The organism is Nonomuraea deserti, assembly GCF_004348685.1.
GTDB classification, from domain to species: domain Bacteria; phylum Actinomycetota; class Actinomycetes; order Streptosporangiales; family Streptosporangiaceae; genus Nonomuraea; species Nonomuraea deserti.
The window spans coordinates 99,654-114,270 of the sequence record NZ_SMKO01000012.1; the positions used below are offsets into that span (position 1 = coordinate 99,654).

The window sequence follows — 14,617 nt, forward strand, 5'->3', positions numbered from 1 at the left end:
TCACTACGCACTCCATGAGGCTGTGAGCGCGTCACCGCGTGCCGCCGTGGAAGTCCTGCGCGACCAGCCCGGCCACGATGCGCGCGCCCAGAGCCACCATCGGCAGCCCGCCGCCCGGGTGCGCCGAGCCGCCCACCAGGTAAAGGCCGCGGCGCGGCCCCCGGTTGCCGGGGCGCAGGAAGGGCGCCAGCCTGCCCCGGTAGGCGCTGCCGTAGATGGCGCCGCCCCAGGACCCGTGGCGTTCCCGCAGATCGGCCGGGGTGAGGACGTCGACGAAGCGCAGCCGGCCCGCCAGGTCGTGGCCGCGCTCGGCCAGCCGCTCCAGCACGAGATCCCGGTACGCCTCCACCCCGATCGGCCATCGGCCGGGATCGCGGGCGGGCACGTTGACCAGCACGGTCCAGTTCTCGGCGCCTGGCGGGGCCTGGGAGGGGTCGTCCACGGCCGAGCAGCCGACGTAGATCGTCGGGTCGCGCGGCGGGCTCCCGCGGTCGAAGATGTCGGCGAACTCCCGCTCGTAGCCGGCCGAGAACAGCACCGAATGATGCGGCAGCCCCGGCGTGCGGCCTTCCACCCCGGCCAGCAGCAGCAGCGCGGACGACGAGGGCCCCAGCCGCGCGATGCGGCGCAGCCGCCGGCGATCCGGCAGCAGGCGCCCGTACAGGGCGGCGGCGTCGGTGTTCGCCACCACGACGTCGGACCGCACGCGCTCTCCGCTCGCCAGCCGCACCCCGGTGACCCGGGAACCGCCGGCCTCGACGGCGGCGACGGGCTCCGACAGGAACACCTGCACACCCGCCGTTTTCAGCAACAGGGCCAGGTCGTCGGCCAGCCGGGCGAGGCCGCCACGCGTGTACCAGACACCCTGGCCGTGCTCCAGCGCCGGCACGCACCCCAGCGCGGCGGGCGCGCGGTACGGGCTCGACCCGGCGTAGGTGGCGTAGCGGCCGGTGTACTGACGCAGGCGGGCGTCGCGGAAGTAGCGGCGGGCCAGCCCGTCCAGCGTACGCGCGGGCGCCACGGCCAGCAGGTCGGACAGCCGGGCCCCGCCGGGCGGGCGGATCAGCGGCCCGGCGAACACCGTCCGGTTCGCCGCCCGCAGGCAGCCCCGCGCCCAGCCGTGGAAGGCGCGCCAGTTCCGCCCCTCCCCCGGGGCCAGCCGCTCCACCTCGGCTGCCATCCGCTCCGGGTCTCGCGGCGCGTCCAGCACCGTGCCGTCGGCGAACCGGTAGCGGCACAGCAGCTCCGGCTCGACGAGTTCGCGCTCCAGCCCCAGCTCACGGAACAGTTCCGGCATGGTGAGCAGGGAAGGTCCCAGGGAGAAGGCGAACCCGTCCCGGCGATGCTCGGCCAGCTTGCCGCCCAGCCGCGCGGACTGCTCGTACAGCCGGGTCTCGTGTCCCTGCCTGGCCAGCAGCAGCGCGCACACCATGCCGCCCACGCCGCCGCCGATCACCGTCACCTCTGCCATGACCGCCTCCAGGCCAGCGCGGCGAACGCGCCCATCGTGATCCCTCCGGCGGCCGCCACCAGCGGGTCGGGCGGCTCGAACACCGCCGCGAAGGCGACCGTCTCCATCACCGCCATGACCGTGTACAGCACGAGCAGCCCTCGCCCCGGCTCGACGTCGCCGCACACGCGTCCGACGACCAGCATGACCAGTGCCGACACCAGCAGCCAGCCCGCGAAGTTGCTGAGCGGGATGCCCCGGTAGGAGCCGTCCTCCGCCCACGTCCACAATCCGAGCCGGACCATCTGCGGGTCGAGGAACAGGTCCCACGCCGTCAGCGCGCCCGCGCCCGCGAGGGCCCGCGCCCACCTCCCGGCGGGCGCGACGGCGGCCGCCACCGCGTACGCCGCCAGCCCCATGCCGCCCCAGGCCAGCGCCACCACCACGGGGACGCCGCCCACCTGCGGCCACAGCACGTCGCTGTACCGGTAGGCGCCGAACGGGAATCCGGTCAGCACCCCGCTCACCTCGGCCGCGTAACCGGTGAGCACCGCCGCGCCGAACACGGCCACCGCCCTGGCCGTCCCCCACGCGTCCGCCGCGAAGGCCACGGCACACGCCGCCAGCAGCACCACGATCAGCCCGGTGTACCGCTCCGGCCGCGCGTCCAGCCCGGACACCACCTGCACGATCATCATGGCCGCCAGCGACAGCACGCCCAGCGCGCGTGCCGGCCTGAGGGCCGCACCCGTCACTCGTTCGCCTGGCGTCTGTTCCACACACTGTCTTCCGGAGCGGCCGCATTCACGATGCACGTGCCCGGGCGCGTACCAAGCGAGCCTCACGGCCGTCCGAGCATCAGGACAAGATTCGCTCTCCCTCCGCCGTGCTCGCCCGCAAGCCGGAGGGGCCGGTCGGCCGTGGAGAGCCGATCCCGGGGGTCAGCCGCGGCCGGGGGTCCCGGCCGTGGTGGGCGCCGGCTTGCCCGGGCACGTGGTGGTGCGCTTGCCGGTCTCGAAGTAGTCGACCATCTTCTCGGCACAGCCGGGCACCTGGGGGGCTGAGCCGTGGACGTCGTCTTCGATGGTCGCCAGGGTTCCCCCGATGGCCGCGCGCATGTCGCGCGCCCACTCGTACGGTGTCACGGTCTCGTAGCGGTGGCCCGACAAGATCAGCGAGCCGCCGGTGGGCCGCACCTTCGGCGTCTTCGCCGGCAACGGCCACCCCGCGCAGTTGTGCACGAAGTTGCTCGTCCGGCCGGTCACCGGATAGTGCTTGAGACGCTGCTGGTAGGCCTGCCAGTTCGGCTTGAACGTGCTCGCGGTCGGATCCTCGTTGCAGTGGAAGGCGCGGGCGGCCGTCCTGTCGTTGTCGCCGCCCCCGCCCTCGCCCTCGCCCGGCTTGCCGAACGCCTCCTTGACCGCCGGTGGCGCGGCCGGGCCCTTGGCGTCGGCGAGTTCCTTGAGCACCTGGGCCATCCTGGGCCACTGGCCGCTGGGCCGGCCGGCGGCCCGGGAGATCAGCCCGCCGTCCACGGTGAGGTCGATGTCGGTGAAGGTCAGCGGTTCGGCGTCGTACCGCTTGACCATGTCCTCCACCGCGGACACCACCTGCCGTTCCGACGTGCCGAGCCCGTAGGTGTCGTCGCGCTCGGCCATCCATGCGGCCATGCGCCGGAAGTTGCGGTCGACGGCGTCGGTGTGGGTCTTCGTCCAGAAGCCCTTCCAGATGTCGGGTGGGGTCACGCTGTCCAGCCACATCCGGTCGACCCTGGTGGGGTACATGGTCCGCAGGACGGCGCCGAGCCACGTGCCCCAGGAGACGCCGAAGTAGCTGATCTTCCGCTCGTGCAGGGCGGCGCGGATCCGGTCGATGTCACGGGCCACGTTCGGGGTGGTGAGCTGCCTGAGGAACGCGGGGTCCCGCTGGACGCACTGCTTGCTCCAGGCGACCATGTCGGCGTAGGCCTTTTCTGCGTGCTCCTCGGTGATCGGCCCCGGCGCGGGCGTGCCGCGCGGGATGTCGGGGCAGGTGACCTTGGTGCTGCGGCCGATGCCGCGCGGGTCGATCCCGATCAGGTCGTAGCGCTCGGTGAGTTCCTTGGCGCCCCTCATCGCGAGATTGATGGACATCAGGTAGCCGGAGCCGCCCGGACCTCCCGGGTTGAGCGCGATGCTGCCCAGGCGGTTCTTCTGGTCGGAGGCCTTCAACCTGGTCAGGGCCACGGTGATCTGCTTCCCGTCCGGGTCGCCGTAGTCCTGGGGGACGCGGATCGTGCCGCAGTCCGTACGGGCGAGCAGCCGCCTGAACTCGGCGAACTGGTCCTCCTTGAGGCCCTGCTTGCGGAGGTCCTCGTCGGAGAATTCCTGACATTTCTGCCAGGTGATGGATGAGGGCCTCGGTGCGGAGCCGGCGGCGGCAGCGGCCGGCATGCCGACCGTGAGGGAGCTCATCAGCAGGGATCCTGAGAGTAGTCCGCTGCCCGCGCGGGCCGCTGTCGCACGCTTCACTGAACGAGGTCCTTTCGGCGGAGGGTGACCCGGCGGGGCCAGGAGGGCCGCGCGTGATGCCGGGTTTTCGGCGGTTACGCTCCTTTATGCACTGCCGGCTGTTTCCTTGCCGTTTCCGCCCGCCGCCGCGACCGGCGCGTCAGTCGTCGAGTTCGCGGCGGAGCCGGTGCAACCGCAGCGCCAGCTGCACTTCCAGCGTGTGATCCGGGCTGTTCCAGTCCATGCCGAGGAGACGTCTGACCCGGTCGAGGCGCTGGGTGACGGTGTTCGGGTGGATGTGCAGCCGTTTGGCGCTGGCGACCAGGCTCTGCCCGGTGGCGAAGTACGTTCCGAGCGTCTCCATCAGCGCGGTGGACCGCTGTTCGTCGTGCCGGATGACCGGCCCGAGCGTGCGTTCCACGAAGCGCACCGCGGACGCGCCGTCGCCGAGCAGCAGTCCGGCGTACCCCAGGTCGTCGGCCGTGGCGGCGGCTCCCACCCGTTCGAGCCGGAGCAGGGCCTGTACGCAGGCCAGCGCCTCCGCGTAGGCGCTGGGCAGGTCGGCCGGGTCGTCGACCGGTCCCGCGGCGCCGACGGTGACCGGCGACCCCAGCCGCGTGGTCATCGAGCGTGCTATCTGGCGTCCCGTCAGCGACGGGTCGTCGGACGGGACGACCAGGATCGCCTGGCCGTCCCGCACCGTGCTCAGACCGTCGCGGGCGGCCGCGAGGTCGGACGCCACCGAGGCGAGGCTCTGCCGGTTCTCCGCCCGGATGTGCGCGACGACGACGGCGTGCCGCTTCTGGGGCTGGTAGCCGATCCGCAGGGCCCGCTCGGCCAGTGACGAGTACGTGCGGGGAGTGGGCGTGAGGAGGTCGTCCAGCAACTCGCCGCGCACCCTGGCCTCCGCGGCGGCGAGGTTGCGGCTGAACAGCTGGAGCAACGATGCGACGACGGCCGCCCTGGCGAGCAGCCGCCTGTCCAGGTCGCCCACGGGCGCAGTCGGCGGGCCCCAGACCAGGGTGCCGAGGTTCTCGGTGCCGGCGACGAGACCGGTGACCCAGTACGTCCCGTCGTGGGCGACGGCGGACCGGCCCGCGGCGCCGCCCGCCGCGGCGGACATCGCCCGCAGCACCTCATGGGACGCACCCGGGGTCCAGGCGACGGGCGTCTCGAACTCGTCGAAGATGGCGAGCACGCCACCGAGCTGATCGCCCGCCGCGGCCACGACCTCCTGCACGCCGCCGCCCCGGAGCACGATGGCCATGCTCTGGTCGTGCGCCGCGACCGCCCTTTCCTGGTCGACCGTACGTTGCCGCAGGGCCTCGTTCTCCCGCCGGAGCGCCGCCAGGGTCTGCTCCTGGTCGTGCCTCGACCGCGCCTGCTCGATGGCGGTCGCGGCGAGGGTGGCGAAGGAGCCCAGGAGAGCGATGGCGTCGTGGGAGAACCACCCCGGCGTGCGGTTGGCGGCGAACAGCACCCCGATGACGGCGCTGGTGCGCAGCGGCACGCCGACGATCGACACCTGCCGCTCCGCCCTGACCGAGGTGTCGACCTCCGGATCGTGCGTCAGCCGTTCGTCGCTGAAGTAGTCGGGCGTCGAGAACGGCGTGCCCGTGGCGGCGACCCTGCCGCCGATGCCGATCCCGAACGGGATCCTGACGTCCTTCCACGCCGAGGAGGTCGCGCCGACCATCACCTGCATGCAGGTCGCCCGGCCCTCGTTGTCGTTGAGGCTCAGGTAGGCCATGTCGCAGCCGAGCAGCCGCTGTGCCTGGTTCACGATCAGGCTGAGGATCTTGTCGGGGTCGCTGCGGTCCTCCGCCAGTTCCTTCGCGCACTCGACCAGCGCACGCTGCTGTTCGTGGCGGCTGCGCCGCTTCTCCAGCATGTCGCGGAGTTGGAGCGCGAGCGTGTGCTCGCCCTGCAGATCCGCTATCTCGGCGGGTGAGGCGGCGCCCGCCACCGCGTCGTGCAGGACCTCGTCGTAGTGGGGCAGCGGGGCCCCGTCCACGAGAAGCTGGAGGAAACTGCGCCTGTTCACACCCTTGCTCCCGTCACCACGGCACGTCCGCAGGACTCGTCAGCCGGTGCCGACGCCGTCGATCGCCGCGTGATCGATGACTTGCCCATCGTTGTAGCTTTCGCGCTCCCACAATGGGCACTAGTCAAGTCCCGCGGATCGCGAATTACCAGGCTGCGGAGATAGGTGATTTCACGGGGCGTTCCCACTCGACGAGTGGGCTTCCACGGTCAGGCCGGGGTGTCGACCGACTTCCTGGATTCGGCGGCCACGTCGGCGGGCGCGGCGGGCGTACGCCGGGCGGCCAGCAGGTGGCGGGCCGTTCCCCAGATGCCCCGGCGGAACAGCAGCACGACCACGATGAAGATCGAGCCGGTGATGATCCCGGTCTCGGCGAATCCGGCGGTGGCCAGGAAGTCCTGGAGCTGGACGATCAGGGCCGCGCCGATGGCGCCGCCCCACAGCGTGCCGATCCCGCCGAGGATGACCATCATCACGGCCTGCCCGGAGGTGGTCCAGTAGACGCCCTCGAGCGAGGCGAAACCGTGGCCGATGGCGAAGACTCCCCCGGCGGTCCCGGCGAGCGCGGCGGACAGGACGAAGGCCTGCAGCTTGTAGCGGTCGACCGGGTAACCGAGGGCGCGCGCCCGATCCGGGTTGGCGCGGATGGACACCAGCACCCGGCCGAACGGCGAGCGCACGATGCGCCAGGCGACGAACAGCCCGGCCAGCACGAACGGCAGGCCCGCGTAGTAGAAAAAGAACGAGTCGGACAGGTCGAGCCCGAACAGCTCCCGGGGGATCCCCTGCAGGCCGTTCTCCCCGCCCGTGACGTCCCGCCACTGGTTGGCGACGAAATAGATCATCTGGGCGAAGGCCAGGGTGACCATGGCGAAATAGATGCCGCTGAGCCGTACTGACAGGAATCCGATCGGGAGCGCCAGCAGTGCCGTGAACGCCGCGCCGCCCGCGATCGCGACCGGGAACGGCAGCCCGGTGTGCAGCGCGATCAGGCCGGTGCAGTAGGCCGACCCGCCCCAGAACGCGGCGTGCCCGAACGACAGCAGCCCGGTGAAGCCCAGCAGCAGGTCCACCGCCGCGGCGAACAGCGCCCAGCAGGCGATGTCGAGCGCCACCGGCGGGTAGATCAGCCAGGGCAGGGCGAAGGCGGCGACGAGCCCGGCCGCCAGGAGCAGCCATCCGCCCCGGCCCGAGCGGGCCAGCCTGGTCAGGATCACCGGAACGCCTCCTCGCGTCCGAACAGCCCGGCCGGGCGCCACAGCAGCACGACGGCCATGAGGATGAACACCAGGATCTGGGAGAGCGCCGGCACGTACAGGTTGCCGAGGGCCGACACCAGCCCGACGGCGAAGCCCGCGGCGACCGAGCCGAACACCGAGCCGAGACCGCCGATCACCACGACCGCGAAGACGGTGATGATGAGGTCGGCGCCCATGAGCGGGTTGACCGCCCGCATCGGCGCGGCCAGCACCCCGGCGAACGCGGCCAGCGCGATCCCGAAGCCGAACACCGGGGTCACCCACCGGCCGACGTCGATGCCGAGCGCCCCGGTCAGCTCGGGCCGCTCGGTCGCGGCCCGGACGATCATCCCGACGCGGGTACGCGTGAGCACCACCCACACGACGACGCACATCAGCACCGACACCCCCAGCACGAACACCTGGTAGGCGGGGTAGGTGAACAGCCCCAGGTCGACCGTGCCGTCCAGGGCCGGCGGCCTCGGGTACGGCTGTGAGCTCACCCCGTACTCCCGCTTCACCAGGTCCTGCAGGATGAGCGCGAGACCGAACGTGAACAGGAAGTTGTAGAGGGGGTCGAGCGGCGTCAGCCGCCGGATGAACAGCCGTTCCAGCACGATCCCCGCGACGCCCAGCAGCGGCGGCACCAGCAGCAGGGACAGCCAGAAGTTCAGGCCGAACGAGTCGAGCGCGACGAACGCCCCGAAGGCGCCGAGCATGTAGAACGCGCCGTGGGCCAGGTTGACCACGCCGAGCATCCCGAAGATGACGGACAGGCCGAGGGCGAGCAGAGCGTAGAAGGCCCCGCCCACCAGCCCGTTGAACGCCTGCTGGAGCACGCCGGCCGCCTACAGCTTGCAGGCGGGGTCGGGCTGCGGCTGGAACGCCTCCGACGCCGGGATGGTCTTGAGGACCTTCACGTAGTCCCACGGCTCCTTGACCTCGCTGGACGGCTTGACCTGCGACAGGTAGGCGTCGTGCAGCAGCAGGTGGTCCTGGGCGCGGATGGTGCCGTTGCGGGCGAACATGTCCTCGATCTTGTGGCCTTCGAGCTGCTTGACCACCTCGTCGGAGTTGTCGGTGCCCCCGCGCTGCACGGCCTCCAGGTACTGCAGGGCGGCCGAGTAGTTGGCCGCCATGTTGGCGGTGGGCCGCTTGCCGGTCTTGGCGTGGAACCTGTCGGCCCAGGCGCGCGACTTCTCGTCGGCGTTCCAGTACCACATGTCGGTGTAGCGGGTCCCGGCCAGGGCGTCCGGTCCGAGCGAGTGGATGTCGCTGAGCGCCAGCAGCCCGACCGCCAGACCGACGCCCTTGTCGCGCAGCTTGTACTCGTTGTACTGCTTCACCAGGTTGACCAGGTCACCGCCGGCCTGCATCGTGCCGATGACCTGCGGCTTGGGGTCGAGGTTCGGCGCCTTGAGCAGGAACGTGGAGAAGTTGTCGTTGGGGAACGGCGTCGGGTCGGACTCGACCACGGTGCCGCCGGCCGCGTTGATCGCCGTGCTGAAGGTCTTCTCCATGTCCTGCCCGAACGCGTAGTCGGGGTAGACGATGTACCAGTTCTTGGAGCCGTCCTTGGTGACCTCGGTGCCGGTGCCGTGGGCCAGCATGTAGCTGTTGTAGCCGTAGTGGAAGGTGTACTTGTTGCACTGCTTGCCTTCCAGCTCGGTGCTGGCGGCGCCGACGTCGATGAACACCTTCTTCTTGTTCTTGGCGATGGTGGCGACGGCGAACGCGGCCGAGGAGGTCGGCACGTCGAGGATCACGTCGGCCTGCTGCCGGTCGTAGAGCTCCTGCGCCTTGGAGTTGGCGATCTCCGGCTTGTTCTGGTGGTCGGCGTCCTTCACCTCGATCGTCTTGGCCGCCGCCTTGTCGCCATATTTCGCCTGAAAGTCGGCCACCGCCATCTTGACGGCCTCGATCGTCTGACGCCCCGAGGTGTCGGCGTAGATGCCCGACTGGTCGTTCAGCACGGCCAGCACCACCTTGCCGTCGCTGATCTTCTCGTCGCCGCCGCCCGGCCCGCCTCCGCACCCGGCCAGCAGCAGCCCCGTGGCGGCCAGGCAGCCGCTCCAGCCTGTGACTCTCATTCAGGCATCTCCTCTGTTTCCCGGCGGGGTGGTGGTCGTCAGATTCCGAGGTACTCGAGCAGCTCGTGCTCGCGCTCGCGGACCTGGTCGTTGTCCAGCGACTCGACGATCCGGCCCTCGGCGAGCAGATAGTGGCGGTCGGCGACGGTCGCGGCGAAGTGCACGTTCTGCTCGATGAGCAGCACGGTCACCCCGGCCGCCTTGACCTCGCGGAGGATCTCGCCGATCTGCTGGACGATCAGCGGCGACAGGCCCTCGGTGGGCTCGTCGCACAGCAGCAGCCGGGCACCCGTCCGCAGCACGCGAGCCAGCGCGAGCATCTGCTGCTCACCGCCCGACAACTTCGTCCCGGGGAACCGGCGCCGCTCGCGCAGCGGCGGGAACGTCTCGTACACCCGCTTGAGCGACCACGGCTCCTGGCTCCCCTTGGTCACGGGCGGGAGCAGCAGGTTCTCCTCCACCGACAAGGTGGCGTACACGCCCCGGTCGTCGGGGACGAAGCCCAGGCCGCGGCGGGCCCTGCGGTGCGGGGCCAGGCCGGTGATGTCCTCGTCGGCCAGCGAGACCGTGCCCGTGGTCCTGCCGTACGAGCCGTGCAGTCCCATCAGGCAGCGCAGCAGCGTGGTCTTGCCCGCGCCGTTGCGGCCCACCAGCGTGACGATCTCGCCCTCGTCGACCCGCATCGACACCTCGCGCAGGGCCTGCGCCTCGCCGTACCAGGCCGACAGCCGGTCAACGCGCAGCATGGGAGTCTCCGAGGTAGGCGGTGATAACCCGCGGGTCGTGGCGGATCTCGGCGTACGGGCCTTCGGCCAGCACCTTGCCGTGCTGCAGGACGGTCACCCGGTCGGCGAGGCTGGCCACCACGTTCATGTTGTGCTCGACCAGGACCACGGTGCGGCCCGCGCGGATCTTGCGGATGAGCTCGCTGGTACGGTCGACGTCCTCCACGCCCATCCCGGCGGTCGGCTCGTCGAGCAGGAGCACCTTGGGGTCCAGGGCCAGGGCGAGCGCCAGCTCCAGCGCGCGTTTGCTCCCGTACGGCAGCGAACCCGCCGGGACGTCGCCGTGGCCGGACAAGCCGACCTGGTCGAGCAGTTCCTCCGCGCGCTCCGCGAAGCGGGCCAGCGCCCGGTCGGAACGCCAGAACTGCCAGCCCAGACCGGTGGGGCTGGCCAGTGCCAGCTCCACGTGCTGGTGCGGGGTCAGCTCGGCGAACAGGCTGGTGATCTGGAACGAGCGCGCCACGCCCAGCCGGGTGATCGCCTCGGGGTTGCGCCCGGCCAGCTCCCGGCCGCCCGCCAGCAGCACGCTGCCCGCGGTCGGCTTCAGGAATCCGGTGAGCAGGTTGAACAGGGTGGTCTTGCCTGCGCCGTTGGGTCCCACCAGCGCGTGCACGCTGCCCTCGGCCACGTCCAGGTCCACGCCGTCCACGGCGAGGAAGCCGCGGAACTCCCTGCTCAGCCCGCGCACCTTCAGGACGGGGACGGATCCGCCCGGGGCGGCGCCCTGCCCGCTCCCCACCGGATCTGCTCCCATGCGCCCTCCTCGCGCGTCATGACGTGACCCGAGTCACCATCAGGCCGCCGTAACCGTGAACGCTAAGTGGCAGCCGGGCCGGTGGACCAGGTGAGGCGGACACACATTCCGGCAGCCCACTATGAGCTGGCACACATCGGGCCACCGCGAGATCAATCACCTTCGCTCCCAAGCGCCCCATAAGTAGCATGCGTCCCATCCTGAACGTGACTACCGATCGGGGCCCATGGTGCTGAATCGTCGAGACGTGCTGAAGGCCGCCCTGGTCGCGCCGATCGGAGTGGGAGCGGCACGACCGCCGTCCTTCGGCTGGCGCAGGAGGGGAGACTGAACCTCGGCACCCCGGTGACAAGCCTGCTGGACCTCGAACCGATGGCCGGCAGGCAGGCGGACGCGCGGCTGGCGAACGTGACCATGTGGCGGCTGCTGCAGCACTCCGGAGGCTGGGACCGCGAGATCTCCGACGACCCCGGCGTCATCGAGCACAAGATCGCCGACACTCTCGGCACCGGCCTGCCGAACGACAAGGCCGACATGATGACCTACATGACGGGCCTGCCCCTCGACTTCGCGCCCGGCTCCAGGTTCGCCTACTGCAACTACGGCTACCTGCTGCTCGGCCGGGTGATCGAGGCGATCACGGGCCAGAGCTACGGGTCGTACGTCACCGGCAGGCTGCTCGCCCCGCTCGGGATCACCCGCATGCGGCTGGGCCGCACGCTGAAGGCCGACACCCCGGGCGAGGTGCCCTACGAGTCGCGCTACACCGCCACGACCGTGCTCGACGAGTCCGGCGCGAAGGTCCCGCGCCCGTACGGCGGGTTCAACATGGACAACAAGGACGCCAGCGGCGGCTGGGTGGCCACCGCCATGGACCTCGTCAGGTTCGAGCGGGTCTTCGACGTGCCCTCGGCCGCGAACGTGCTGGACTCACGGTCGATCTCCCGGGCCTTCGCCAGGCCCGAGTGGGGCACGTTCTCCTCCGGCTCCTGGTACGGCGCCGGCTGGTACGTCCGCGAGAAGAACGGCGGGTACAACACCTGGCACACCGGAGGCCTGGCCGGCACCTACACCTACCTCGTCAGGAGGTACGACGGGGTCACCTACGCCGCCTGCTTCAACCGCCGCGACGAGGGTGCGGGGCCCGCCTTCGACGTCATCGGCGACCTCCTGTACGACGTGGCCGACAACATCGCCACGTGGCCCTCGGTGGACTACGGCTCGCTGTACTTCTGACCGCGCGCCGCGTCCGTGGCTCAGGCCGGCTGCGGCTCGGCGACCGCCGACACCCGGCTCCTGACCGGCCGCGTCACCTGCTTCGCCACGCACGAAGGCAGCCCCGCCACGACACCCGCCGCGCGGCGCTGGTAGTCGCTGGGCGGCATGCCGACCAGCTCGGTGAAGCGGGTGCTGAAGGTGCCCAGCGACGAGCAGCCGACCGCGAAGCAGACCTCGGTGACGCTGAGGTCGCCACGGCGCAGCAGCGCCATCGCCCGCTCGATGCGGCGCGTCATCAGGTAGGCGTACGGCGACTCGCCGTACGCGAGCCGGAACTGGCGGCTGAGGTGCCCGGCCGACATGTGCACGCCGCGGGCGAGCGCCTCGACGTTCAGCGGCTGCGCGTACTCCCTGTCGATGCGGTCGCGAACGCGGCGCAGTCGCGCGAGGTCCTTCAGGCGTACCGCCGCGGTGAGAGCGCGCCCCCATGCGGGATGGCACATGAGACAACCCCTTTCGTCGATTCCTGAGAGCGAGACGGGCTCAGCGGAGCTCCTGGATGCGGACCAGGTTGCCCGCGGGATCGCGGAAGGCGCAGTCGCGGACACCGTACGACTGCTCCGTCGGCTCCTGGACGACCTCGGCGTCGCCGGCCTGCACCTTCTCGAAGAGGCCGTCGAGGTCCCGGGTGGCCAGCAGGATCCAGCCGTAGGTGCCCTTGGCCATCATCTCGAGGATGGTGCGGCGCTCGTCCTCGGTGATGCCGGGGTCGGCGGCCGGCGGCGCCAGGAGGATGGACGTGCCCGGCTGGCCGGGAGGGCCGACCGTGATCCAGCGCATCTTGCCCTGCCCGACGTCGCTGCGCACCTCGAAGCCTAGGCTGTCGCGGTAGAAGGCCAGGGAGGCCTCCGGGTCGTCGTGCGGCAGGAAGGTCGTGTGAATGGTGACGTCCATACCGCCACGTTAACCGCGGCCCGACGACCGGCGCTTCTCCGATCCTGACCGGCCCCGTGGTCAGCTCGCCGACACGGAGAAGCCGTTGGTACGGAAGTCCATCCCGCCGCTGGACGACGTGATCTCGTAGCCGAACTGGACGTCGCCGACCGTCACGTCGCCGAACCAGTTCCTGGCCCTGATCCAGTCCAGGACCGCCTTGATGTCGACGGTTCCCGAGGTGGCGTTGCCCCGCCGGATGAAGGAGAACACCTCGTTGGACCCGTTGGAGCCGCGGTAGACGTCCCAGCTGTGGCCGCCCACCGAGGCTCCGGCCTGCCACGACCCGAGCGGGCCCACCGGGCCGTACTTGTTCATCCAGAGCATGATCTCGTAGGTGTGGCCGTCGCACCAGATGTCGTACGCGCTCGCGTAGGCGCCGGCGCTCGGCACGGTGACGTTGAAGCTGCTGGTCACGCTGCGGAGAGCGCTGAGCCGCCGGTTCACGTTCTTCGTGGCGTTGGGGTAGGACTTGACGCCGCCGGTGTTGGGGTGGTTCGCCCAGACCCCCCAGTCGCCGTACGAGTTCGCCCAGATGGTCTGCGGGCCGGCGCCGCTGCCCCAGATGTTGTTGTAGAGGGTGTAGCCGCCGTTGGTCCAGGTGCCCCACTGGTCCGACGAGGACCAGACGGCGGCCTGGGCCGGCTGGGCGAGCACTCCGAGGAGCGCGACGAGCACGGACACCGGGACGAAGAGGCGGAGCGTCCTGAGCATGATCTCCCTTTCCGCTGTTGTCCGCCGATGGCAGGCGGCGCCTTGTCGAAACCGGTGCGTCGAAGCGCTTCGACAAAACCGGCGCTGCCGTGACCGGTTCCGACGGGAAGTGGGGTCACCGTAAGGCCGCATCCGGCCGGAGGAAACACCGGCCGGCAAGGAATCCTCACCGCCACAGGTCAAGCGGCGGGAACAACGTGAAACTTTCACCCCGCGCCTTCGCGATCGTCGCCGGAGCCGCAGCCGGAAGAGCACGTCCGGGCAGGGCCGCCTCAGGGCGTGTGCGGTTCCACCATCGCCGCCCGCAGGCGTACGGGGCCGAACAGGCCCGTGACGCGCTGGCCGGAGAAGACGAAGTGCGTGGGACTGATCTCGTCGAAATAGGGCGCCAGCGTGCCCAGCACCAGGACCTCGACGGCATTGTCACCGTCGTCCAGCTCGACGTCGAAGACGTACGGCGAGCACACCCTGATCCCGCACGGGCGGCCGTTCACCGTGACCTCCGCCGTGCCCCTGACGCGACCGAGGTCGAGCTCGCCCGGCCCGGCCTGCGCGGTGACGGTGGCGCGGTAGCGCACGCCGCCGCTGTAGCCGGCCAGGCCGTGCTCCTCCCAGTCGCCGAGCGGCATCCGGCCGGGGCCGCAGGTGAAGCGGACGGGGCCGGTGAACGCGGCGCCCGACTGCCGGCCGGGGACCGTGGTCACGCGCAGCTCGCCTCCGTCCACGACACATTCGACGCCGTCCGCGACGTCCACCGAGACGCCGGTCACGCCCGGGGGCGGGTCGAGGAGGAAGCGTTCGGTCCCGGGGCGGGCGCCGGGCGCCGTGAACCCGGCGGCGGG

At 71.0% G+C, this 14,617-nt stretch carries 13 protein-coding genes and 1 pseudogene; 1 reads left to right on the top strand and 13 read right to left on the bottom strand.

Translation table 11 applies throughout. From position 1 onward, the window contains the following. Positions 1-31: 31 nt before the first annotated feature. From E1292_RS07940 to E1292_RS07980, 9 genes are all read right to left on the bottom strand, one after another. Positions 32-1,471, bottom strand: coding sequence for a phytoene desaturase family protein (locus tag E1292_RS07940; RefSeq protein WP_165974435.1), 1,440 nt, complete (start codon positions 1,469-1,471; stop codon positions 32-34). Beyond that, the gene (locus E1292_RS07945) at positions 1,459-2,205 is read right to left on the bottom strand and encodes a carotenoid biosynthesis protein (RefSeq protein WP_246089992.1); all 747 of its coding nucleotides are present in this window, start codon (positions 2,203-2,205) and stop codon (positions 1,459-1,461) included. Before E1292_RS07945 ends, E1292_RS07940 begins: the two co-directional genes overlap by 13 nt. A gap of 186 nt (positions 2,206-2,391) precedes the next feature. After that, a complete protein-coding gene (locus tag E1292_RS07950; protein ID WP_132593543.1) occupies positions 2,392-3,903 on the bottom strand; it encodes an alpha/beta fold hydrolase in 1,512 nt (503 codons plus the stop codon). 196 nt (positions 3,904-4,099) lie between these two features. After that, on the bottom strand, positions 4,100-5,983 hold the full coding sequence (locus E1292_RS07955) for a helix-turn-helix domain-containing protein (protein WP_132593545.1): 1,884 nt from the start codon (positions 5,981-5,983) through the stop codon (positions 4,100-4,102). 209 nt (positions 5,984-6,192) lie between these two features. Next, positions 6,193-7,200, bottom strand: coding sequence for a branched-chain amino acid ABC transporter permease (locus tag E1292_RS07960; RefSeq protein ID WP_220446724.1), 1,008 nt, complete (start codon positions 7,198-7,200; stop codon positions 6,193-6,195). Next, positions 7,197-8,060 (bottom strand): branched-chain amino acid ABC transporter permease, encoded by an 864-nt coding sequence (locus E1292_RS07965; protein WP_132593549.1) that lies wholly within the window; start codon positions 8,058-8,060, stop codon positions 7,197-7,199. The genes E1292_RS07960 and E1292_RS07965 overlap by 4 nt, the downstream gene beginning before the upstream one ends. Positions 8,061-8,069: 9 nt before the next feature. Further along, complete coding sequence (locus tag E1292_RS07970) at positions 8,070-9,311, bottom strand: ABC transporter substrate-binding protein (protein WP_132593551.1); 1,242 nt, start codon at positions 9,309-9,311, stop codon at positions 8,070-8,072. 38 nt (positions 9,312-9,349) lie between these two features. Further along, on the bottom strand, positions 9,350-10,057 hold the full coding sequence (locus tag E1292_RS07975; protein ID WP_132593553.1) for an ABC transporter ATP-binding protein: 708 nt from the start codon (positions 10,055-10,057) through the stop codon (positions 9,350-9,352). Further along, positions 10,044-10,850: an ABC transporter ATP-binding protein gene (locus E1292_RS07980; protein ID WP_132593555.1), complete on the bottom strand. Its 807-nt coding sequence runs from the start codon at positions 10,848-10,850 to the stop codon at positions 10,044-10,046. The genes E1292_RS07975 and E1292_RS07980 overlap by 14 nt, the downstream gene beginning before the upstream one ends. A gap of 216 nt (positions 10,851-11,066) precedes the next feature. On the opposite strand from E1292_RS07980, the gene E1292_RS07985 reads away from it, so the two are divergent. Next, the gene (locus E1292_RS07985; protein ID WP_132593557.1) at positions 11,067-12,086 is read left to right on the top strand and encodes a serine hydrolase domain-containing protein; all 1,020 of its coding nucleotides are present in this window, start codon (positions 11,067-11,069) and stop codon (positions 12,084-12,086) included. 20 nt (positions 12,087-12,106) lie between these two features. Here E1292_RS07985 and E1292_RS07990 read toward each other — a convergent pair whose 3' ends face one another. The 4 genes and pseudogenes from E1292_RS07990 to E1292_RS08005 all read right to left on the bottom strand — a co-directional run. After that, positions 12,107-12,571: a helix-turn-helix transcriptional regulator gene (locus E1292_RS07990; RefSeq protein WP_132593559.1), complete on the bottom strand. Its 465-nt coding sequence runs from the start codon at positions 12,569-12,571 to the stop codon at positions 12,107-12,109. 40 nt (positions 12,572-12,611) lie between these two features. Next, on the bottom strand, positions 12,612-13,022 hold the full coding sequence (locus E1292_RS07995) for a VOC family protein (protein WP_132593561.1): 411 nt from the start codon (positions 13,020-13,022) through the stop codon (positions 12,612-12,614). A 60-nt stretch (positions 13,023-13,082) separates the two neighbouring features. Then, positions 13,083-13,907: a glycoside hydrolase family 12 protein gene (locus E1292_RS08000; RefSeq protein WP_132593563.1), complete on the bottom strand. Its 825-nt coding sequence runs from the start codon at positions 13,905-13,907 to the stop codon at positions 13,083-13,085. Between the two features lie 140 nt (positions 13,908-14,047). After that, positions 14,048-14,617 (bottom strand): annotated as a pseudogene (locus E1292_RS08005) (hypothetical protein); the annotation flags it as partial.

Coding starts and splice junctions, on each gene's coding strand:
- E1292_RS07940 (WP_165974435.1), bottom strand. CDS start 1,471: ATGGCAGAGGTGACGGTGATCGGCGGCGGCGTGGGCGGCATGGTGTGC.
- E1292_RS07950 (WP_132593543.1), bottom strand. CDS start 3,903: ATGAGCTCCCTCACGGTCGGCATGCCGGCCGCTGCCGCCGCCGGCTCC.
- E1292_RS07970 (WP_132593551.1), bottom strand. CDS start 9,311: ATGAGAGTCACAGGCTGGAGCGGCTGCCTGGCCGCCACGGGGCTGCTG.
- E1292_RS07975 (WP_132593553.1), bottom strand. CDS start 10,057: ATGCTGCGCGTTGACCGGCTGTCGGCCTGGTACGGCGAGGCGCAGGCC.
- E1292_RS07980 (WP_132593555.1), bottom strand. CDS start 10,850: ATGGGAGCAGATCCGGTGGGGAGCGGGCAGGGCGCCGCCCCGGGCGGA.
- E1292_RS07990 (WP_132593559.1), bottom strand. CDS start 12,571: ATGTGCCATCCCGCATGGGGGCGCGCTCTCACCGCGGCGGTACGCCTG.
- E1292_RS07995 (WP_132593561.1), bottom strand. CDS start 13,022: ATGGACGTCACCATTCACACGACCTTCCTGCCGCACGACGACCCGGAG.
- E1292_RS08000 (WP_132593563.1), bottom strand. CDS start 13,907: ATGCGGCCTTACGGTGACCCCACTTCCCGTCGGAACCGGTCACGGCAG.